The 19,994-nt window shown below is 70.3% G+C and carries 17 protein-coding genes and 1 pseudogene; 6 read left to right on the top strand and 12 right to left on the bottom strand.

The window, feature by feature from the left end:
- Nucleotides 1–192 precede the first annotated feature (192 nt).
- Nucleotides 193–423 carry a DUF6207 family protein gene (locus PV721_RS28185; protein WP_319728876.1) on the top strand — a complete coding sequence of 77 codons (231 nt, stop codon included), beginning with the start codon at nt 193–195 and terminating at the stop codon, nt 421–423.
- 437 nt (nt 424–860) lie between these two features.
- Here PV721_RS28185 and PV721_RS28180 read toward each other — a convergent pair whose 3' ends face one another.
- Nucleotides 861–1,319 carry an ASCH domain-containing protein gene (locus tag PV721_RS28180; protein WP_319728875.1) on the bottom strand — a complete coding sequence of 153 codons (459 nt, stop codon included), beginning with the start codon at nt 1,317–1,319 and terminating at the stop codon, nt 861–863.
- A gap of 235 nt (nt 1,320–1,554) precedes the next feature.
- On the opposite strand from PV721_RS28180, the gene PV721_RS28175 reads away from it, so the two are divergent.
- Both PV721_RS28175 and PV721_RS28170 read left to right on the top strand, forming a co-directional pair.
- On the top strand, nt 1,555–1,722 hold the full coding sequence (locus tag PV721_RS28175) for a hypothetical protein (protein ID WP_319728874.1): 168 nt from the start codon (nt 1,555–1,557) through the stop codon (nt 1,720–1,722).
- A 509-nt stretch (nt 1,723–2,231) separates the two neighbouring features.
- A complete protein-coding gene (locus PV721_RS28170) occupies nt 2,232–3,614 on the top strand; it encodes a hypothetical protein (protein ID WP_319728873.1) in 1,383 nt (460 codons plus the stop codon).
- Between the two features lie 123 nt (nt 3,615–3,737).
- On the opposite strand, the gene PV721_RS28165 is transcribed toward PV721_RS28170, so the two are convergent.
- From PV721_RS28165 to PV721_RS28155, 3 genes are all read right to left on the bottom strand, one after another.
- Complete coding sequence (locus PV721_RS28165; protein WP_319728871.1) at nt 3,738–4,115, bottom strand: DUF4158 domain-containing protein; 378 nt, start codon at nt 4,113–4,115, stop codon at nt 3,738–3,740.
- A gap of 763 nt (nt 4,116–4,878) precedes the next feature.
- A complete protein-coding gene (locus PV721_RS28160; protein WP_319728869.1) occupies nt 4,879–6,048 on the bottom strand; it encodes a cysteine desulfurase family protein in 1,170 nt (389 codons plus the stop codon).
- Nucleotides 6,045–6,713, bottom strand: coding sequence for a metalloregulator ArsR/SmtB family transcription factor (locus PV721_RS28155; protein WP_319728866.1), 669 nt, complete (start codon nt 6,711–6,713; stop codon nt 6,045–6,047). Before PV721_RS28155 ends, PV721_RS28160 begins: the two co-directional genes overlap by 4 nt.
- An 86-nt stretch (nt 6,714–6,799) precedes the next feature.
- Between PV721_RS28155 and PV721_RS28150 the strand changes: the two genes are divergently transcribed.
- Nucleotides 6,800–8,164 (top strand): MBL fold metallo-hydrolase, encoded by a 1,365-nt coding sequence (locus tag PV721_RS28150; protein ID WP_319728863.1) that lies wholly within the window; start codon nt 6,800–6,802, stop codon nt 8,162–8,164.
- Nucleotides 8,161–9,459 (top strand): MFS transporter, encoded by a 1,299-nt coding sequence (locus PV721_RS28145; protein ID WP_319728860.1) that lies wholly within the window; start codon nt 8,161–8,163, stop codon nt 9,457–9,459. Before PV721_RS28150 ends, PV721_RS28145 begins: the two co-directional genes overlap by 4 nt.
- Nucleotides 9,460–9,502: 43 nt before the next feature.
- Here PV721_RS28145 and PV721_RS28140 read toward each other — a convergent pair whose 3' ends face one another.
- The 5 genes from PV721_RS28140 to PV721_RS28120 are packed head-to-tail and all read right to left on the bottom strand — an operon-like array spanning nt 9,503 to nt 15,295.
- Nucleotides 9,503–9,898 (bottom strand): hypothetical protein, encoded by a 396-nt coding sequence (locus tag PV721_RS28140; protein ID WP_319728857.1) that lies wholly within the window; start codon nt 9,896–9,898, stop codon nt 9,503–9,505.
- 8 nt (nt 9,899–9,906) lie between these two features.
- Nucleotides 9,907–11,784: a hypothetical protein gene (locus tag PV721_RS28135; RefSeq protein WP_319728856.1), complete on the bottom strand. Its 1,878-nt coding sequence runs from the start codon at nt 11,782–11,784 to the stop codon at nt 9,907–9,909.
- 57 nt (nt 11,785–11,841) lie between these two features.
- Complete coding sequence (locus PV721_RS28130) at nt 11,842–11,994, bottom strand: hypothetical protein (RefSeq protein WP_319728853.1); 153 nt, start codon at nt 11,992–11,994, stop codon at nt 11,842–11,844.
- On the bottom strand, nt 11,991–13,808 hold the full coding sequence (locus PV721_RS28125; protein ID WP_319728850.1) for a hypothetical protein: 1,818 nt from the start codon (nt 13,806–13,808) through the stop codon (nt 11,991–11,993). Before PV721_RS28125 ends, PV721_RS28130 begins: the two co-directional genes overlap by 4 nt.
- Nucleotides 13,805–15,295, bottom strand: coding sequence for a site-specific integrase (locus PV721_RS28120; RefSeq protein WP_319728847.1), 1,491 nt, complete (start codon nt 15,293–15,295; stop codon nt 13,805–13,807). Before PV721_RS28120 ends, PV721_RS28125 begins: the two co-directional genes overlap by 4 nt.
- A 953-nt stretch (nt 15,296–16,248) precedes the next feature.
- Here PV721_RS28120 and PV721_RS28115 point away from each other — a divergent pair.
- On the top strand, nt 16,249–17,694 hold the full coding sequence (locus PV721_RS28115; RefSeq protein WP_319728843.1) for an oxygenase MpaB family protein: 1,446 nt from the start codon (nt 16,249–16,251) through the stop codon (nt 17,692–17,694).
- A 629-nt stretch (nt 17,695–18,323) separates the two neighbouring features.
- On the opposite strand, the gene PV721_RS28110 is transcribed toward PV721_RS28115, so the two are convergent.
- From PV721_RS28110 to PV721_RS28100, 3 genes and pseudogenes are all read right to left on the bottom strand, one after another.
- Nucleotides 18,324–18,446 carry a hypothetical protein gene (locus PV721_RS28110; protein WP_319728879.1) on the bottom strand — a complete coding sequence of 41 codons (123 nt, stop codon included), beginning with the start codon at nt 18,444–18,446 and terminating at the stop codon, nt 18,324–18,326.
- On the bottom strand, nt 18,446–18,784 hold the full coding sequence (locus PV721_RS28105; RefSeq protein WP_319728877.1) for a hypothetical protein: 339 nt from the start codon (nt 18,782–18,784) through the stop codon (nt 18,446–18,448). Before PV721_RS28105 ends, PV721_RS28110 begins: the two co-directional genes overlap by 1 nt.
- Nucleotides 18,690–18,956, bottom strand: a pseudogene (locus PV721_RS28100) (hypothetical protein); the annotation flags it as partial. The pseudogene PV721_RS28100 and the gene PV721_RS28105, both read right to left, overlap by 95 nt.
- Between the last annotated feature and the right edge of the window lie 1,038 nt (nt 18,957–19,994).

Raw genomic sequence — 19,994 nt, 5'->3', positions numbered from 1 at the left:
GCGTGGGGTGGGGGTGCTCATCAGCAAGTCCTCTCGGCGGGCGGCACTGTAGTGAACCGTTTCGCCGACCCCGCATTCCCGCCTACACACAACAGCACTCAGCCGCCCCCAGCAGTGACCGATCCGCCCGCCTCTGCCGAAGCCGCCTCTCACTCGTACGAGTGGCCCTCGGGCCGACGGCGAACCGCTCCCTTGTTTCTCACCGTCGGAAGGGAAACGGAGCGAATCGACGAGCAGCACATTGCCGAGCCCGGCCTGGTGGTCCGGGACATCACCGGCGGCAACGAGGACACCGTCCGGGCGGTCATGGCCACGCTGGAGGGGCGCTGGGCAACCTCGGGCATCGTCCCGGTACGCCGCGAGCCCGGGGTCCGGGCCCGCATCTATGCGGACATCCTGCGCCCGGGACGAGACGGGCCGTAGGCGCGGCCGTCGGATGGTTCGGCTGGGCTGTGGCGGCGGGCAAGACGCCCTCCGACCGCCCCGGTCCGAAAGCCTGGCCTCTTCCCCCGGCTATCGCGGGGAAAGAGGTGTCGTCACTGCCGGGCCCGATACGGCCCCGGAGCAGCGCTTCCCGCCCGCGTGCCCGGCATCGTCCTGCCAGCGGACTCACCAACCGGTCGTGGCCATCTGACCGCGTCCCCAGCCGCGGGCGGCATCCCGTCCTCGCCGGGGTAATGGACGGCGGCGGTCATGCGGCCCATCTGCGGCAGGAACACGCTCAGGCCGGTACCGGCCTGCTCTTGTCGCCTCTGACCTTGCCTTTCAGCGGGGTCTCGATGTCGATGCGCCTTTGGCCGCTCGCCGGTGCCCCCTGGTCGTTGACGGCTCTTACGGCGTAGTGAGCGATACGAGAACGGTCAATCGGCGGGGCGAAGGTCGGTGATCAGGCGGAAGCGTTGCAGAACCGCCAGTGTCGCGTCGTTCACGGTGAAGTCGGGGTCCTCCAACGCCGCACGCATCTCTTCGCTGTGCCAGAACCGCTCGTGGCCTGCCCGCCATTCGGCCACGCTGGTGTCCCCCTCCCCTTCGTCCACGACGTGCGCGAGGTCCACCTGCGCGAGCGGGACGACGCGCACGCCGGTCACCTCGATGATCGCGACCGGACGGTCGTCCGAGTCGATGACCACCGACCGGCTCCCGACTTCCGGCAGGGGTTCCCCCTCATGCTCGTAGTCGACGACGAGCGTTGTCGTGGAGGTCTTGGAACCGTCGAGGATCGCTGCGACGAGCTGGTCGCGAAGTGGGCCGGGGAAGGCAAACTCCGCCCTGTCCATCGAGGCGAGGTTTGCGGATGGTGAGGCCGAGTCAGACGTCATGCGATCACGGTAACGACGTATTCCGCGCAAGCCGGCAGAAGTGGACGTGTCGTGACAAGGTCCGCGGGTTGCCTCCCCACCGGCTCTGGACCGAGGGTGTGGGCTCGTGGGAGGGCTCAGGCAGGAGGGGTGGGTTCTGCGGCAAGTGGACTTGCGAGGCGAGGACGGCACCCCGGTGACCGCCGCCTCCCTGGCGGAGGTTCTCCGGTTTCAGGAGCGCGCGGACATCGCGACTATGAGGCGGTATGAGCAGCGGTACGGCCTCGTCGCCGAGGGCAGGCTCGCGGGACGGGAGGAAGCGCCGCGCGCCGGCGCGGTCTCGGCCGAGGAGTTCGAGAGGGTATGGCTGGACGCCCGGCGGACCCTGGGTGCCACCGCACCGCCCCCGGACACGGACAGGTGACGGCCGCTCCCGCGCCCGTCCCGGTACTACGAGCAGACACCCGAGAGTTTTACTACGTCCCCGGCGCGCACCGAAGGTGCGCTGAGTTGCCGACCTGTGGTTTCCCGCTGGTGAATGCTTCAATTGGCCCTCTGCACTGGCAGGGGCTGGATTCGCCCCCCTTTCTGGCCTGTGATGGGCCCGGACTCCTTGAGTACGTGTTCTTCGATCCTCTGAGCGGCATCAGAGTGAAGGGCAAGGACGGCTCTCGCTGGGGGATAGAGCGCGGTCGGCGGGTCGTAGCGACTGCAGCCGTCGTACGGCGAGCTGCGTCACGGAGAAGGGGCCGCCCTCCAGGGCGGCCCCTTTCGCGCGTCTTGGCCCGTTCGCGCGTCCTCGTGCTCTGTCCGGGTCATTGCTCGCCCCGTACGGACACGCCGGGAAGCCGCCAGCGGTTGCGCATGGTCGGCTGTGCTCGGCTGTTGCGGTCCCCTGACGGCCGGCCGTACACCACAGAAGAGGAGTCCCCGATGTCTCGTCGGCATGTCCCGGCCATCCTCGGCCTTGTCGCGGGCGCGCTGGTGGCGGTTCCCGCCCCGGCCGCTCACGCCGCCGCGGTGATGGTGCGCTGCTCGGTCCCGGATCTCGTCGAGGCGATCAACGTCGCGAACAGCTCACCCGGACCGGACACCCTCCGGCTGGCACACAAGTGCACGTACCAGCTAACGGCACCCGACCCGGCCAGTCCCGGCAACGGGCTGCCAGAGATCCGCAGCGAGATCACCATCGACGGCCGTGATGCGACGATCACGCGCGACAAGAAGGCTCCGAAGTTCCGCATCCTCTTTGTCGCGGGGACGGGCAATCTGACGCTCGACCGCACCACGATCAAGAGCGGCTTCGCCGTCGACTGCCCGTTCTTCGAGGACCAGTTCCCGGGCATCGTCTGCGGCGGCGGCATCTCCAACACCGGAACGATGAAGGTGACCCGCAGCAAATTCATCGGCAACACATCCCAGTCCGACGTGTTCGCCCAGGGCGGCGCCATCGACAACCCCGGCACCGGAAGCGTGAGCGAGACCGAGGTGACCGGAAACCATGTGGTCTACAGCGGGAGCGACATCGGTGGTGGCGCCGCCGGCGCTGCCATCGCGAACGACGGTCCGCTGACGGTCACCCGCTCCCGGCTGACCGGGAACATCGCGACCGTCACCAAGGACACCCAGAGCTTTGCCTTCGGGGCCGGCATCATCAGCTTCGCAGAGACGACCGTCAAGGACACGGTCATCAGCAAGAACCGTTCCTTCGCCCCGGGCGGGTTCGCGCGTGCCGCCGTCTCCAACGGCATTCCGGAGCCCGGCAGGCTGACCGTGACCGGCGGCGCCATCACGCACAACACCTCAGATGCTCCGCACGGTTTCGCCCAGGGCGGCGGCATCGCGAACAACGCCCTGATGACCGTGAGCAAGGTGAAGATCAGCGGCAACCGGGCTGTCGCCGAGGGCGGCACCGCGCGCGGTGGTGGCGTCCGCGTGGGCCCCTTCGGCACGCTCGACCTGACCGACAGCCACATCACCGGCAACACCGTCGACGCACCGAACGGCACGGCTCAGGGCGGCGGCCTCGACAACCCCGACGGCGGCACCCTGACGGCCAGGCGCAACAAGGTCCTTCGGAACACGGTCACCGCCAAGGGCGGCACGGCTCAAGGCGGCGGCCTCTACCACGCCGGGGGACCCGCGGGGCTGGGCACCACCACGCTGGAGGAGAACACCATCACCCACAACCGGGCGGGCGACGGCGGCGGCATCTTCAAGGCGTCCGGCGTCCTGACCCTGAACGGCGATGTCATCCGCGACAACGAGCCGAACAACTGCAGCCCGGCCGGTGCGGTCCCGGGCTGCACCGGCTGACGGTCCCCCGGAGGCAGTTCAGCCCGCCGGGCTGTATGGCCACGCTGGCAGGAGTCGAGGAGGTCAGCGCGCCCGGGGCATGCACGTAGTCGAGGTCAGGCCGCTCTCGATGCCCTGGACGCGCTATTCCTCGGAGGCATTCGGGTCCCGCAGCGCCCGCAGCGAGCCGTCGCCGTGGGAGCGGACGATCGGGTAGCGGCCATGCAGGGCCAGGTCGCCGTCCTCGAAGTCGCGGACCCCCAGCAGCTTCCCGATCTCGCGGGCGTCCTCGTGCTGGGTCGGCAGCCGCTCCGGGTACAGCTTCAGACACGACGGATCGTCGATCCCCAACTCCTCCGCGATGAACTCGGCCACCCCAGACGGTACTTCGGCCGGCGCCGACAGGAAGGTGCCCAGCATCCGTACTGTGTCCCACTGCACCGCCCAGCCCAGCCGATCGTGCGGCCGACGCTTGGCCGCTGCCTGCTCCAACGCCACCGTGTCCAGCCGGAAGTACCTCATCGCCCAGACCGGCCAGGACGCGGCGGGTGAGCTCGCCGCCCAGGATGTCCCGATCGGGGAGGTGGCGACCGCGCTCGGCACCAGCGAGGCCGCAGCCCGCACCTACCTCAACAGCTACCTCCACCCCTCAGTCAGCTCCAGTCGGACCTGTCCCGGTGTCCGGCCAGCCAGGTCTCGAAATCGAGGCCGGCGAGACCGTCGATAAGGCCGAGCCGGCGAGAGCGTCGATAAGGCCGAGCCGGCGGCCGAGCCGACCGGCGTGGTCGACCTCATGGAGGCCCTGCGCGCCAGCGTCGAGCGGCCGGCAGCCCCAAGCCCACCAGGCGGGAAGGCCACGGTCTCCGGGAAGACTGCGGCCGGCAAGAAGCTGGCGGCGAAGAAGCAGACCGCTCCACCCCGGAGGAGGACCTGAGTGGCTTGCCGAAGGCAGACCTCTACAAGAAGGCAGCCGCCGCCAATGTCCCCAGCCGCTCCCAGATGACCCGCGACGACCTCGTGAAAGCCCTGTCCTCGTCCCGGACATGAGCGCGAAGGGAGGCCCCGGGGTGACATTGCGACCGCCGGTCGAACCGATGCTCGCGCAGGCCGTGGAGTCGGTGCCGGGACCTGGTGTGCTGGGCGAGCTGGCCTTCGAGCAGAAATTATGGACAGAGTTTGGGTCTGTCCGTTGTCCGAGGCTGGCCCGTCCGCCGGTGCTGTCGGAACGACTCGTGCTGGCCTCGGGGTGCTCGGCCTGCTGTCGCCAGCGCGGTCCTCTCGTGAGTCAGGTGCTGAAGGTGGGACTTGCGGCTGCGATGAGCTGCGTCGCCTGGTCGACTTCTGCAGGGGTGGTCCAGCGTCCCAGTGAGAGTCGCAGGGCGGAGAGGCCGCATTGCTCGTTGAGGCCCATCGCCCGCAGGACGGGCGAGGCGGTTTGCTCGCCGCTGTGGCAGGCGGATCCGGTGGAGGCGGCGATCTGTGGGATGGCGGCGAGGAGTTCATGCCCCCGTGTGCCGGTGATGCTGATGTTCAGGGTGTTGGGCAGGCGACCCTGGGCGGGACCGTTGAGATGGACCCTCCCCGGCAGGGCTTGGGCCAGTTGTGTGTGGAGCCGGTCGCGCAGTTCGGTGATGCGCTGGTCTCCGTCGGCCGCGAGCTCGTCGGCGGCGAGTTGGGCGGCGGTGCCGAGGGCTACGGCCAGGGCGACGTTTTCGGTGCCGGCGCGCAGGCCGTGCTCTTGGCCGCCTCCGTAGACGAGGGGTTCGAGGGGGATGCCGGTGCGGATGTAGAGGGCGGCGATGCCCTTGGGCGCGTACATCTTGTGGCCGACGACGGTCAGCAGGTCCACATCCAGCTCGGCGACGTTCATGCGGATCTTGCCGATGGCCTGGGCCGCGTCGCAGTGGAAGAGCGCGCCGTGGGCCCGGGTGATCCGGGCCAGTTCCGTGATCGACTGGAGGGCGCCGGTCTCGTTGTTGGCCGCCATGACGGAGACGAGCACGGTGTGCTCGGTGAGGGCGGCGGCCAGGGTGTCGGGGTCGACTCGGCCGTCGTGGTCGACCGGGAGGTAGGTGACGTCCACGCCGTGAAGGCGTTCCAGTGCGCGGCAGGTCTCCAGGACGGCGGGGTGTTCGGTGGTCTGCGTGACGATGTGGGGGCGGGGGGTGCGGGCTGCCAGTACGGCTCCTCGGATGGCGAGGTTGTCGGCCTCCGATCCGGAGCCGGTGAACACGATCTCGCCCGGATCGGCGCCGATCAGTGCGGCGACTTGGCCACGGGCCCGGTCCAGGGCCTGCTTCGGCTCGGATGCGTAGGCGTGGGCGCTGGAGGGGTTGCCGAACCAGGCGCCGAGGTAGGGGAATGCCGCCTCGGCGACTCGGGGATCGACCGGCGTGGTGGCGTTGTAGTCCAGGTAGATCGGCCCGCCGCCCAGGGCGGGATGTGGAGCGGTCATGCGGCGCTCTCCGTGTCCACGGGCAGCTCTGCCAGGCGCCATTCCAGCATGCCGTCGGTGAGGCGGACCGCTTTGCGGCCGCGGTCGTGCAGCAGGCGTACGGCGTCGTAGGCCAGGACGCAGTAGGCGCCCCGGCAGTACGCGACGACTTCCGTGTCTGCGGGGAGCTCGCTGATGCGGTCGGCGAGTTCGGTGACGGGGATGGAGAGGGCGCCGGGGATGTGGCCGGCGGCGTACTCCTCCGCGGGGCGGACGTCGAGGACCACGATTTCGCCGGACTGCGCGCGGGTGATGAGGTCCTCGCGGCTAACCTCTTCGGCGTGGTCGGTGCCGAGGTAGGCCGTGCGGGCGGGCTCGACGGCGTCCTGGTGGGCCTGGGCGACGTTGCGCAGGAGGGCGTAGAGCGCGGCGACGTCGTCACCGGCGAGGCGGTAGTGGATCCGTACGCCGTCGCGGCGGGTGGCGACGAGCCCAGCCTGCTTGAGGGTCTGCAGGTGGGCGGAGGCTGTGGTCAGGTTGAGGGCGGCGGCCTTGGCGAGGGCGTCGACGGTGCGCTCGCCCTGGGCCAGCAGATCGAGCAGCTCCAGGCGCTTGCCGCTGCTCAGTGCCTTGCCCGTGCGGGCGAAGGCGTCGTACAGCGCGGTCTTGCGCTCAGGGTCTCCCATGACATCCTCCATAGATCCATGGAATATTGTAAACGAGGGCGGGCGCTGAAGCGACCCGGCACCTACCCTGACACCTGGAGGACCCCATGGGCTTCGCCGACGATCACCTCATACCGCTGGTCGACCACGGCCTGGGCAACAGCGCCTACCTCGTCGACCTCGGCGACGGCCGGGCCCTGGCCGTCGACGCCGCCCGGGACCTGCGCGCCCTGCACGCCGCGGCCAAGCAGCGCGGGCTGCGGGTTACGTTCGCGGCCGACACCCACCTGCACGCCGACTTCCTCTCCGGCGCCGCCCAGCTCGCCCACGACGACGGCGCCGCCGTACTCGCCTCCACGGCCGGGATGCGGGCCTTCGCCCACCGCGGCCTCGGAGACGGCGACGAGGTCGACCTCGGCGGCCTGACACTGCGGGCGCTGGCCACGCCCGGCCACACCGACGAGCACCTCTCCTTCCTCCTCCTCGACGGGGACCGGGAGCTCGGCGTGTTCACCGGCGGCTCGCTGATCGTCGGCTCCGCCGCCCGCACCGACCTCCTCGGCGCCGACCGCGCGCAGGAGCTGGCCCGCGCCCAGTACCACTCACTGAAGCGTCTGGCCCGCCTGCCCGATGCAGTGGCGGTCTGGCCCACCCACGGCGCCGGGTCCTTCTGCTCCGCCCCGCCCGGGGCCGAGCGCACCACCACCATCGGCGCCCAGAAGCACGCCAACCCCCTGCTGGCCGCACCCGACGAGGACTCCTTCGTGGCACAGCTGTTGGGCAGCCTCGGCTCCTACCCCGCCTACTTCGACCGCCTCGGCGAGGTGAACCGCCGCGGCCCCGCCGTCCTGGCCGGCGCCCCGCTCCTGCCCGCGCTCGACACCCAGCGCGTACGGACGCTGCTCGCCGACGGCGCGCAGCTCGTCGACGTACGCCCGGTGGCCGACTTCGCCGCCGGTCACATTCCCGGTGCGATCTCGATCCCGCTGCGGGACCAGTTCGCCACATGGCTGGGCTGGCTGCTGCCCGACGACGCCCCCCTCGTCTTCGTCACCGCCCCCGGCCAGGACCTGGCCGAGATCACCTGGCAGGCGCTGAAGATCGGTTACGAACGACTCGCAGGTGTCCTGGACGGCGGCATGGACGCCTGGACCGCCCAGGGCGGTGCACTGGAGACGATCGCTCTCGTCTGCGCTGACCGGATTGCCGGGCGGCCGGTGCTGGACATCCGGCAGAAGGCCGAGCACACCGCCGGCCACATCCCGGGCGCCATCGGCATCGAACTCGGCGACCTTCATGCCCGAACGGATGAGGCTCCGGCCGGAGCGGTCGTGGCATGCGGGCACGGCGAACGCGCCATGACCGCCGCCAGCCTCCTCCAGCGCGCCGGACACCGGAACCTCGCCGTCCTCGACGGCGGCCCCGGCGACTGGGCCAAAGCGACCGGCAACGCACTCGAGGAGGGCGAGTGAACACTCCCGCCCCCGCGCACCCGACCGCCGACCACACCGGTATCCGGCTCGGGCTGCACGCCAACCTCGCCCAGTTCACCCTGCTCGTCGCCGTCAACGCGCTCGTCGGCGGCATGCTCGGCCAGGAACGCGTCGTCCTGCCCCTGCTCGCCGACCAGGTATTCCACCTGGCCGCGTCCGCGTTCGCGCTGACCTACATCCTGGCCTTCGGCGCGACGAAGGCAGCCGTCAACTTCTTCGCGGGCACCCTTTCGGACCGCTACGGCCGCAAGCCCGTACTCATCGCGGGCTGGTTGATCGCCCTGCCCGTGCCCGCCATGCTGGCCTGGGGCCCGACTTGGGGCTGGATCGTCGCCGCGAACATCCTCCTCGGCGCCTCCCAGGGCCTGACCTGGTCCACCACCGTCATCATGAAGATCGACCTCGCCGGTCCCGAACGCCGCGGACTCGCCATGGGCTTCAACGAAGCCGCCGGATACGTCGCGGTCGCCGCCACCTCCCTGGCCACCGGTGCCATCGCCTCCCACTACGGGCTGCGCCCCGAGCCGTTCCTCCTTGGAGCCGCCTACGCCGCTCTCGGCCTCGGCATGTCCACCCTCCTCGTCCGCGAGACTCGTGAATACGCCCGCGCCGAAGCAGCCCTCCACCCCGTGCAGTCCACCGCCGAAACGGACCTGACAACCGCCCAGATCACCCGCCGCACCAGCTTCACCGACAAGGCCCTGTCCGCCGCGAGCCAGGCGGGCATGGTCAACAACCTCAACGACGCCCTCGCCTGGGGCATCTTCCCCCTGCTCTTCGCCGCCCACGGCCTGTCCATCGCACAGATCGGCATCCTCGCCGCCATCTACCCCGCGGTCTGGGGCGCCGGCCAACTCCTCACCGGATGGTGGTCCGACCGCGTCGGCCGCAAACACCTCATCACCGCCGGCATGCTCCTCCAGGCCGCAGCCATCGCCCTGGTCGCCGCCGGCACCACCTTCCCCGTCTGGGCCACCGCCCAAGTCCTCCTCGGCATCGGCACCGCCCTGGTCTACCCGACCCTCCTCGCCGTCATCGGCGACGTCGCCCACCCCGCCTGGCGCGCCCGCGCCGTCGGCGTCTACCGCCTCTGGCGAGACGGCGGCTTCGCCGTCGGCGCCCTCCTCGCCGGAGCCATCGCCGCCGCATACGGGCTGACCGCCGCCATCTGGACCGTCGCCGCCCTCACCGCCGCCTCCGGCCTTGTCGTCGCGATCCGGATGTACGAAACCCACCCCCGTGCCACTACTGCGGAAGGCAGCGCCACGGCCTGACGGCACCTGCTGCTCATGAGCACCTGATCCCGGTCGGCCGAGGTCATTGCGGTCTGAGCCTCGGCCGCTGGTCCGCTCGTGCGGGCAGGGGAATGACGGTCGCTTGTTGCCGGAGGGCGTCGTTCTCGATTGCCAGCTGCCGGATGGCCTCCTCGTACAGGTGCAGGGTTCGGCGCAGGTCGGCGTTCTCCTGCCGCAGGCGCCTCAGGTTGTTCTGGGCCTGCTCGCCCGTGGCCTGGGACTGGGTTTCCGTCTGGAGGGCGGGCGTCGCGCGGGGTTGGAAGTAGCTGGTGATCAGGTCCTGGTGGTGGCGGTAGAAGGTGGCGTGGGTGACGCCGAGGCGCCGCTCGACCGCGGTGACCGTGGCGCGCCGACCGGCGGCCGCCGCTTCGACGAGGACGGCGTCCATCGCGGTGCGGACGGCGTCGGAGTCGGGCATCGGTGGTTTCACGTGGGCTCCGGGGTATGTCGGGTGAGGAAGTCGCTGGTGTCCTGGCGCTGTTGCTGGAAGCGGTGGCGGATGTAGGGGGCGAGGCGGTCGCCTTGGGCCAGGGCACAGTCGAGAACGGCGAGGTGCCGGGCGTGGGCTTCGCGGTTGCCCGGAGTGAGAGCGGTGTTGCGGCAGGCGAGCGGCCGACAGTCCCCAAGCTCTGGTTCCTCCGATGTACCTGGGGCAGGTCGGCACAGGGCGCGGTCGGGGTTAAAGACACAGGTGACGAAGGTGCCGGGGTAGATCGCGGGGTCGTGGAGTTTCATGATCCGCAGCAGGCGGGCTTCGTCGGTGACGACCTGCCCCTCGAAGAGGGCATGCCGGGCGAAGGCGGTGAGGCGCTGTTCTGCCTCCGCGCCCGCGGGGCCGGTCAGCCGGGGCCGGTCGGGCTCGGTGGCCGTGTCGGCGAGGTACTGGCCGCGGGTGAGGGATTCCTCCGCCTCGACCTCGGCACGGAAGCCCGAGTCGCTGGTACCGGCGTAGCCCTCGAACATCTGGATCCGCTGGTGGCGGAACTGGAGGGCGCCGGCGATGGCGCCCGCGGGGTGGCGGGCGATGAACCAAGCTAGGGTGCGGCGGAACTGCCGGGTGGTCAGGTGCGGCGGGCGGCCGTTCACGTGGGGGATCCGGTCGGTGCGGTGCGCCGTGGCGCAGTAGTCGTTGATCCAGGTGGTCAGGGCGGCCAGCTTGGTGACCGTGGTCCTGCTGGGCGTGACCCGGCCTTGGACGGGGAGCCGGGAGGAAGTGACGTTCCGGCCGCCGGCCGGGGTGAACAGGAAGGCTTGTGCCTCGGGCTGGAGGCGTTCGAGGACGGCAACCGCGCGAGCAACGGGAGCGGTGACGATCCACGTCGCCGTCACGCCGCGGGGGTCGGTCTCGCCCTTGAAGGCGAGGCTGGTCAGTTCGTGCCGGTAGACCCTGCCGTCCGGGTCCTGCCGCGTGCTGACGCACCCGCGCTGGAGGTGCTTGATCTCGGAGTCCCGCATCCCGGACAGGTAGGCGATCACGACCCAGCAGGCCGTCTGGAGCAGGGACAGGAAGCGGGGGACGTCGTAGTACGAGATCGCGGCCAGCCACGGGCGGCCGTCCAGCAGGCCCCGGACGCGATGATCGAGGTAGCTGTCGCCGGCCACGCCGAGCTCGGTTGCGGCATCCTTGACCAGCCCGGCGGTCCGCTTGCTCGTCAGGAGATTGGGACTGCAGCCGACGAGTCGTGCCAGGTGCGTGACGTTGGCCGTCGCAGCCACCTCAGGTCCATCTGCGCCGGCCGGTACGGCGGGCAGGGGGATGCCGCGTTCACGGAATTCGGCCAGCACGCGGGCCAGAGCGCTCAGCGGATCCGGGCAAGGCGCGGGCCGCGCGTCGAGGGCGGCCCTGACGGTGCGGGCACCCAGCACGTCGTCGGCGAAGTCGTCCACCCAGCGGAGAGCCCATGTCAGTAGCGGTGCCATGACCTGCTCGGGGATGCGGCCGGTGAGGTTCTCCCCGCTCCGGCGGCTCTGAGGGCGGGCCCATGCCTGCCAGGTCGGCAGCCGCACCGGATCGCACACCAGACGCTGTGAGACCGGCAATCGGGTGCGGTAGGCCCACAGCATCCGCACCGCCCGCCGGTGACGCCTCGTGCTGCCCGTCGCCTGCCGCAGGCCAACAATCGCCTGGTGGTAGGCGGCGAGGTCCTCCGCCGTGAGATCCGCCAGCGATCCGGTACGGGAGCCGGCCCAGAGGAAGAAACGACGCGCGCAGCTGAAGTAGGTGTGGATGCTGGAGATGGAGATCGGTGTCTCGCCCGGCGAGGTGTCCTGGGTGAGCAGGGCGTAGAACAGGTGCTTCGCCACCGCCACATAGCAGGCGGGGAGCTTGGTGAAGTTGAGGATGGCCGGCTGGCGGTCCGCTCACAGTAGGACGGGGTCCAGGATCCACACGTCGTCGGCGAAGACCGAGGTCTCCTCCAGCACGGCGTCCTCGCGCAGCGGACGTCCGGCCAGCACCCGCGCCCCCGCCGGTACGGGCTGCCACGCCTCGACTGCGGCGGCCAGGGTGGTCATGGCGTCTCCTGGGGGCCGTCGAGGAGGTCGAGCGGCAGAGTGGCCGGTTGGGTGCGGGCCGCGTTCGCCCGCTGGGCCGCGGTGAATCGGGGCAGGATCCCGGCGGTGATGATCTGCCACGTCCGGCCGTGGCGGCGCACCCACTGCTCGGCGTCCCGCCGTTCCAAGTCGGCCCGCAGCATGTCCGCCAGCGCCAGGAGCATCGGCAGGTGCCGCTCCAACACCATCGCGTTCGGGCAGTGCAGGCAGGTCAGGAAGGAGTCGCGACAGCGGCCCCCGTGCACGGGGTGGTGGTCGATGTCCAGGCACAAGGCAGCCAGGGTGTCCAGTCGGCCCGCACCCGCCGACTCCCGTGCGGTCTCGCCATCCTCCCGCCGGGACGGCGCGAGGACGGCGAGGGTCTGGTCGTGGGCGTCGGTGATCGCCTCGGTGAGGATCCCGGCGGACCACTCCCTGACGAAGGGGTCCTTGCGCAGGTAGTGGGTGAAGGAGGTCTCGGCCGTGTTGGACAGCCGGGCGGAGGGCAGATGGCCGCCCACCTGCTTTGCGGATCGGACCTCCACCGTCGTGCGCAGCCGTGTCAGCCGCAGGTTCAGCGGGTTCCCGTCATCGTCCAGCAGACCGTGGCGGGCAGCCCACTTCCCGAGGTGCAGCTTGCGGCCCAGCTCGGCATCGAAGGGGCCGATGTGTCCGGCCGTGGCGGCGTTGCTGATCCGCCCGCGTCCGTTGCCCGCCCAGATCGACCACAGGCCCGCCGTCTTGGACAGGGCCCGGCTGCGGGCCATCATCTCGTGCAGTAGCAGGTAGAAGCCGCCCGCAGTCCGGAGTCGGCGGCCCGGATCCCGGTCGGTGCTCCAGTGCACGGTCGTCCGGGAGTTGGCCTTGCCCCGCCTCCGCTTCGTCAGCGTCACCACCACCGCCCGCTCCTCCAGAACTCGGTGCTCGGCGGGAAGCTCCTTGAGCGTCTCCGGATTGCGGCCGCTCAATCCTGCCGCGTAGATCATCAGCGGAGCCAGGTCACCATCCACGACGAACAGCCGGCGGGCCTGCTCCAGGCCAGCCGCCGCGTACTGGCCGACGGCCATCCCCCGGTAGTCCACCGGCGGGCGCCCGGTGCGGGCCAGCTCCGCCAGCTCGGCACCGCGCTCCCGCTCTGGGGCGTCCAGGGATGACGGGCTGGTGAGGTAGTGGGTGAGCAGGGCCTCCCCGGCGGCGAGCCGGTCGCGGATCGTGACCACATCGGAGCGGGCCGCAGCCATGACGGCGGTGAACTCCCGGTCCGAATACCCCGGCGGCCCGGACTGCTGGGCATCGACGCCGTGTCCGCGCTGCCCCATGAAGTCCACCAGGTTCCGGTCCAGCCGCTCCTGGTGGGGCAGGGCGCGCAGGACCAGCAGCAGATCCTGCACATGCTTCAGTGCCGTCTTGTATTCGCAGGTCTCCATCCGCGACATCCGGAACCGCTCCACATGCCGCACCCGCAGATCCGCCACCCGCCTCGGCGGCTCAGTCAAGGCGTCCAGCACGGTGAAGAACCGCCGGATCGTCTGCCACTGCCCCGTCGCGGCCCGCTGCGTTCGCCGCCCGCCCCCGAAACCGATTCGGGCATCCAGCGCGAAAGCGAAATCCTCGTGCAGCACGGGCAGCGGCAGCTCGGCGAACCGGAAGTCCCGCTCGCGTCCGTCCTCACCCACGAACCGCACCACCGGACTGCCGCCCTCGCGCGGCACCACCACCGACGGCGGACGCTCGTAGAACCCTTCCGGCACCGCCGCCGCCCGGCCCCGGCCCGCCTTCACCGACCCCTCGCTCACCCGGCCACCGCCGTACTCTCCTGCCAGCCCTCCGGGCTGAATCCCGCCGGCTCCCACGCCCCCTCCGGCACCAGCTCCAGCCGCGTGCGCATCTCCAACTCCTGCAACGTATGCAGATAGATCGCCGTGGTCGTCGCCGACCGGTGACCGAGCCTGATCCGCACCCAGTTCAGCGGATCCCCGAACACCCGCTGATACGTCAACCGCTGGGCCCCATTCATCTCGCCCAGCGCCTGCAGATGCCCCCGCCACAGCAGCTCCAACGTGATCACCGCGTAGCTGTGCCGCAGCATGTGCGGACTCGCCCGCAGCCCCACCTCCGCCGCAGCGCAACGGGCATTGGCATCGGCGAAGACCTGCTTCCAGCCCGACACCGACATCGCCAGCCCCCACTGGTTCAGCCACACCATCGCCGGCTCCCACCCGTCCGGCCCCGCCACCAGAAGCCGGCGCCGTTCCTCGGCACCCAGCCGGGCCACCGGGACCCACCGCCCGCCGATCCGCACAGCCGGACGGGCCGGATCCTCCACGACCAGCGACCGGCGGCCCGGCCTGTAAAAGCCGCGGGCCCGCCCGTAGTCGAGCATCTCCCGCCGGTCCCACTCCATGTACTCCCACACATCCCGCAACGTTGACACCGGCGTGTACACCGCGCGGCCAGAGCAGCCCTTCGAGATCGCGTCGGGCAGCACCGTGCGAGCGTTCACGACCCCAGAGCCAGGCGCGGGCAGCTCCGGCAGCTCGAACACCGTCAGCGCCGACTGCTCCGACAACCGCAGCCCCGTTCGCACCAAGCTGTCGGCGAACGCCGCGTTCCTGGCCGCCCACCGCCCACGAAACCCCGGCCGCGGCAGATCACCAGCGTCGAACCCACACAACCCGACATTCCGCCACCGCCGGTACGAAGCAGGCGGAAGCCACCGCACCTCCCGACGAGGCCCCACTCGCGATGCCTCCGCCGGCACCGGTCGCGCAGACCCGCCACCGGGCGCAGCCCACGACGAGGTGGCTGCACGATGCCGGATCGGGTTCATCCGCACGAGGTCCTGCTCGAAAGCCCACAGGTAGAACTGGTTGACCGTCGCGACCTCGCGGTCCCATGAGCTGTCCAGCACCCGCGGCCCTTGCCCGTCCCGCCGACGCCACCACGCGTACGCGGCCCGGTCCTCCGGCGTTGCCTCTCGCCATCCGCATCCGCCGCGTGCCGACCACAGGAAGTTGAAGAACGTCCGCAGGTCACGGGCGTGGGCGGCCTGAGTGTTCCACGGTGAGTGAGCCATCCAGACCGAGAAGTACTTGTTCAAGGCGACGTCGTAGCTGCCGTTCGGGGCGATCAGGAACGGCTCGCCCTCAGGTACACCGTGATCGTCCAGACCCGTGTTCAGCCGCGCGAACAGCTCGCTGAACTCCTCCATCAGCGGCGTGACCACACGGGGCCAAGGCGCATCGCGGCGAGTGAAGTGGACCCGCCAACCGGTGATCGACATGCGCCTGGACAGTACTCGCGGACTGTTCAACAGCGCATAACCGAAGTTCGACGGCTACCGTGCACTCCTGTTCACCCCCACCGCGGCGGGAGACCCCCTTGTTGGTGCAGACCCGGCGCGGGCGGCAGAGCCAGAGCCAGTTTCCCGAGCTCGTCTCCGCCGCCCGGCAGCTACCGGACGGACTGTTCCTCGACGGTGAACTCGTCGTCTGGAACACGACGGCGGGCCAGTTGTCCTCCGAAGGGCTGCAGCGCCGCACCGCCGCCCGCGGCCGCACCGCGAGCGGGCTCGCCGCAGCCCTGCCCGTGCTGTCCTTCGGTACCCCGTTCGCCCTCGTACCTCTGATCCTGCTGACCGAAGAGGACCAACGCCGACCCCGGGCACAGCGCACCCGAGCGCTCTCCGGAGTAGGGAACCCCAGCAAGATCAATCTTTCCGGGATTCCTGTGCCTCAACTGCTCACACCCGTCCCCCGACTACCTGGGTATGACGAGACCCCCGGCATTGCCGCGAGGCCGACGACGGGTTCAGGGAGACCCCCCTGCACGGCGTGCTCTGGCCCATGGCCGCGCCGACCACCGCGGTCCGCCGACCGAGCCGAAGTGGGTCTCCGATGAAGCCGCTCGGAATCGTGCCTGGCCGCGGCCCAACTCATTCGGAGCCGGAGCCGGAGCCGGAGCCACGGCTGAAGCCTGCGCTGTGCTCGAAGTTCCAGTGCCCTGTCGGCAGCGCCCACCAACAAAGCACTACTAATCCTCGCTGCCGTCCACCCCTACATCCACCGTGTCGTGTTCGCTCACCAGGGCCCTGAGTCGTTTCCCCGGATGGGTGAACTCGGGAACCTGGCCGCTCCCGGATCCCGGTAGGGCCGTTGGGCTGGGCGGATAGCCGGACGACCCAATCTTCGGCCATCCCCTGCTCATTCCTGTGCACGTGCTTGAGGAGACGTCCCCTTGGCTATCGCTGATCTTCCTGGTCCTGATTCGCTGCTGCGCCGCACACTGGGGGAATGGCGGATCGGGTTGGTGGCGTGGCGGCTGCTGGTTCTGCAGACCGCGGATCCGGCGGTCGCCGCTGGCATGACCAACTTCTCCACCTACCGCGCGCACCCGTGGCGGCGTATCGAGCACACGATGGACAGCGGGAAGCGCCTGTTCTTCTCCGACCGTGAGGGGCTGCGCCGTGAGGTTGCCCGTCTGGAGCGCACGCACCGCCGTCTGGCCGGGACCGACGAGCAGGGCAGGCCGTTCACAGCGTTGGACCCGGCGGTGCGGGTGTGGGTGCTGGTCACCTTGTACGAGTGCATGACGGCGATGCGGGAACTGTCCGGACGCCCGCTGGCGCCGCCTGAACTGGATCAGATGTACGGAGAATTCCGTGCAGTCTGTACCGAGTTCGGCTTGTCTGACGATCTATTTCCGGCCACGGCGGCCGACGTGCCCGCCTACATGGACCGCACGATCCGAGAGCGCCTCGAATACAGCGAGCCCGTGCGCTACCTGCTCTTCGACATGCTCCGTGAAGCACCCGCCCCCCGCCGCCTCGGCCACCTGAAGCTGGCCTGGCCGCTTGTGCGCACGCTGGCCGCCCACGTGATCGGCGCGCTGACCATCGCGGACCTGCCAGAAGCCTTCCGCGAGCGCTTCAGCCTGCCCCGCACCCGCCGCGCGGCCCTGCTGTCTTTCATCCTGCACCGCGGTATGCGGGTGCTGATGAACGCCCTGCCCGAGCACCGCCGCTACCGCAGCCCACTGGCCGGCGTCCCCTCGACTCCGCAGCCTCCCACTGCCTCAACCGGCCATCCTTCCACGCCGGAGGCAGGCCCCGTCCGGCTTCCCGCACCGCGCCGCCGCAAGGGTGCCGATTCCCGTCCGGCGCGTCTGCGGACCTTCTTCCGCCAGGTCCTGGACCAGACCGGCGACGGCCGCATCAGCGCGGCCGATTTGCAGGCCATGGCGCACAACGTGTGCTGGCCGCTCGAACTCGCCCCTGAACGCGAAGCTCCCGTCTACGCCGCCTTCGAGACCTGGTGGCAGCAGCTGCGGACCGGCATGGATGCTGATCAGGACGAACAGGTGACCTGTGAGGAGTTCGTCGCCGCCATGCTCACAGGGATCGACACCGGTCCGGCCTACCTCGAGCAGGGACTGCATGTCGCGGTACGGGCGATCTTCCACGCCGCGGACACCGACGGCAGCGGACACCTGTGCGCCGATGAGTACCGCACGATCTTCGGCGGCTCCCGGGTTCACCCCGCCGAACTCAACCACGGCTTCCGCCAGCTCGACCACGATGGAGACGGCCGTATCACGGAAGACGAATTCGTCCAGGCCTTCACCGACTACTTCACCGCCCGCACCGACAACACTGCCGGCAGCCAACTCCTCGGACGCCCATAGCGGGCGACGTGCCGGGGCAACCGCTGAGCCGTTCCGCCTCGCACCACACCCACACTTCCGGAAGAAAGCCCTGTCACGGGCGGCCGCCGGACCCCAGCCGCGCGCGGAACGTCCTCGACGCGGTATCAGCGGTCAGCGGTCACCGGCGGACCGCCCTTGAGATGCAGGTAGCCGAACGAGATCAGGCGTTTTGAGTGCGTGGCCGGGTGCTCCTGTCGGGGGCGGGGTGACGTCGTGGCCAGCCAGGACGAGGGCAACGAGCACACGGGCCGGGCTGGCGGAATCCGCTTCGCGCTCGCCGCTCTAGTCTTGAGCTGCGGGGCGCCCGGCAGGCTCAGCAGGGCGTCCGCCCCGCCCCGCAGGCACGACTCCGCGGCCTCGGCCGCCTCTGAAGGAAGTCACCGGTCAGGATCCCGCGCGCATCCTCCAGCAGGCCCAGCGCCCGCACACCCGGCTCCCCTTGCGCGGTCAGGGCCGCTGCCAGCACCTCGTCGGCCACGGGCTGTCCGTCCCCGCCGGCCGACGGCATCTTCGTTGCTCACCGTGCACCGTAGAACCCGGCAGGCGGTGCCCGGGCCGGAACCGGCGCGGCGGGGGCCGAAGCGCGGGCAACGCCGGCGCGCGGCGGATCACTTCTCGTCGCGGTCCTTGAAGAACGCGTACGCCTCGTTCAGTAGTTCCGCCGCTGCCCGGGAGCACCGCATCTGCGCCTTCGGATCGCGGGCGGCGTGCGCCGCGGCCCGGCGCATCATCAGTTCTGCTGCGACGAGGAGCTGTCGGCCTCCAGGCCCAGCGGGTTGCGGTCGGTCTCCAGCTCGATGTCGTAGACGACGCCGTTGAGGATCCGGCCGTGCAGCCGCCGTTCGGAATCGGCGCCCTCGGCGGCGACGAGCGGCATCATGCTCACGCCGGTCTCGAAGCCCGACAGGCCCAGCACCAGCAGCGGAAACGCCAGCAGTGCCGGGCCGAGCAGGTCGCCGAAGCCGCCTCCACCCTCGACGAGAGCGTCCGTCCACGCCGACCAGGCCCCCGGGGTGGTGAACACATCGACCAGGCCGATGCTGACCCTGGTCGTTCGCGTACGCCTCACGCCGCGCGGACGTCCACGCCGACGCCCCCGAGTCCCAGGCCTCGGCAGGCAGCATCATGTGGTCGGTGTCCAGCGCACCGGCCGGCGTGACCTCCCGCTCGTCGTAGTACGACCACCAGGTCCCGCCGGTCGGGGTGCAGCCCGGGCCGATCTCGGGGTACACGACCGCTTCGGTGGACCAGTTCGCCATCGAGGACCAGACCGTGCGGCAACTGCGCCTCGGCAGCCGCCACCAGGTCCGGCCACCGGTCCTGCACCAACGCCCCACGCCGGGTCTGCACCACCACCGAGCCGCCCGGGCCGGCCGCGGTGAACAGGAGCGCCCGGTGACCGTCAGCTTCTGCTCGTACGCCACCCCCGCCCGCAGGCCGCCGGGCCCGGCACGGCTTCCGTGGACTGCGCCAGCATCGGCTCAACCGGCGGCCTGAGCATCACGAGGGCCTCCCTCACCGATTGCCGCCCCCTCTTCCAGGGTCGGCCACGCCAGGCGTAAGCGGCTCTGCAGGATGGTCGTCACGTCATCCATCCGAGGGGTGCCACGGGGCCCTCAGACGCCCTGCGGGGCTTGTGCGGGACTGTGGCGGCATGCGTCGCTGGTCGCTGCCCCTGCTCCTTGCCGCGCTGCTCGCGGCCCCGGGATGCGTCGCCGTCCACCCCTCCCCACCCGGCCCGCCGGAGCCCTCGGCCGCCGCAGTTCCGGAAGACCTCCCGGCCAACACGACCGGACGGCGCCATGCCATTGACTGTCCATCACCATAATCGGCGAACGTATAGGCGATACACCCCAGCGCAACCCCCACACCCCCACCCATACGCACAAGATGAATGCCTCAAAAGGGGTTGGGCCCCAGCACAACTGCGCCCCGGCCTGATGAGGCCGGGGCGCAGCGGGCAGCAGGGACCGTAAGGTCAAGAACCGGCGACGTGCCTGCGTCGCTGCAGCATTCGGTGGACAGGCGGTGTCAGGACAGCGCCCACGATGAACCCGACTACGACGCTCTTGCTTGCGATCGCGATAAGCCCGATGACTGTGCACAGAACCACGCCGGTCACGATCAGGCCAATAACCTTGGCCTTCGGGCCCAGCTGGTCTAGGTGTATTGATCACGAACGTTGTTAACAGTGTCGGGTCTTGATCATGGCGAAGACCTCCGGTGTGGTGGAGGTGTCTAGGCTCCACACCACGCACGGAGGTCTTCGTGTCCCACCG

Source organism: Streptomyces sp. MB09-01, assembly GCF_033794505.1.
Classification (GTDB): domain Bacteria; phylum Actinomycetota; class Actinomycetes; order Streptomycetales; family Streptomycetaceae; genus Streptomyces.
This window is presented reverse-complemented; position numbering and strand designations above follow the sequence as displayed.

What these genes read in the sequence shown, in the direction of transcription:
- PV721_RS28180 (WP_319728875.1), bottom strand. Translation starts at nt 1,319, where the DNA reads ATGACGTCTGACTCGGCCTCACCATCCGCAAACCTCGCCTCGATGGAC.
- PV721_RS28175 (WP_319728874.1), top strand. Translation starts at nt 1,555, where the DNA reads ATGAGGCGGTATGAGCAGCGGTACGGCCTCGTCGCCGAGGGCAGGCTC.
- PV721_RS28170 (WP_319728873.1), top strand. Translation starts at nt 2,232, where the DNA reads ATGTCTCGTCGGCATGTCCCGGCCATCCTCGGCCTTGTCGCGGGCGCG.
- PV721_RS28165 (WP_319728871.1), bottom strand. Translation starts at nt 4,115, where the DNA reads ATGAGGTACTTCCGGCTGGACACGGTGGCGTTGGAGCAGGCAGCGGCC.
- PV721_RS28160 (WP_319728869.1), bottom strand. Translation starts at nt 6,048, where the DNA reads ATGACCGCTCCACATCCCGCCCTGGGCGGCGGGCCGATCTACCTGGAC.
- PV721_RS28155 (WP_319728866.1), bottom strand. Translation starts at nt 6,713, where the DNA reads ATGGGAGACCCTGAGCGCAAGACCGCGCTGTACGACGCCTTCGCCCGC.
- PV721_RS28150 (WP_319728863.1), top strand. Translation starts at nt 6,800, where the DNA reads ATGGGCTTCGCCGACGATCACCTCATACCGCTGGTCGACCACGGCCTG.
- PV721_RS28140 (WP_319728857.1), bottom strand. Translation starts at nt 9,898, where the DNA reads ATGCCCGACTCCGACGCCGTCCGCACCGCGATGGACGCCGTCCTCGTC.
- PV721_RS28130 (WP_319728853.1), bottom strand. Translation starts at nt 11,994, where the DNA reads ATGACCACCCTGGCCGCCGCAGTCGAGGCGTGGCAGCCCGTACCGGCG.
- PV721_RS28120 (WP_319728847.1), bottom strand. Translation starts at nt 15,295, where the DNA reads ATGTCGATCACCGGTTGGCGGGTCCACTTCACTCGCCGCGATGCGCCT.
- PV721_RS28110 (WP_319728879.1), bottom strand. Translation starts at nt 18,446, where the DNA reads ATGATGCGCCGGGCCGCGGCGCACGCCGCCCGCGATCCGAAGGCGCAG.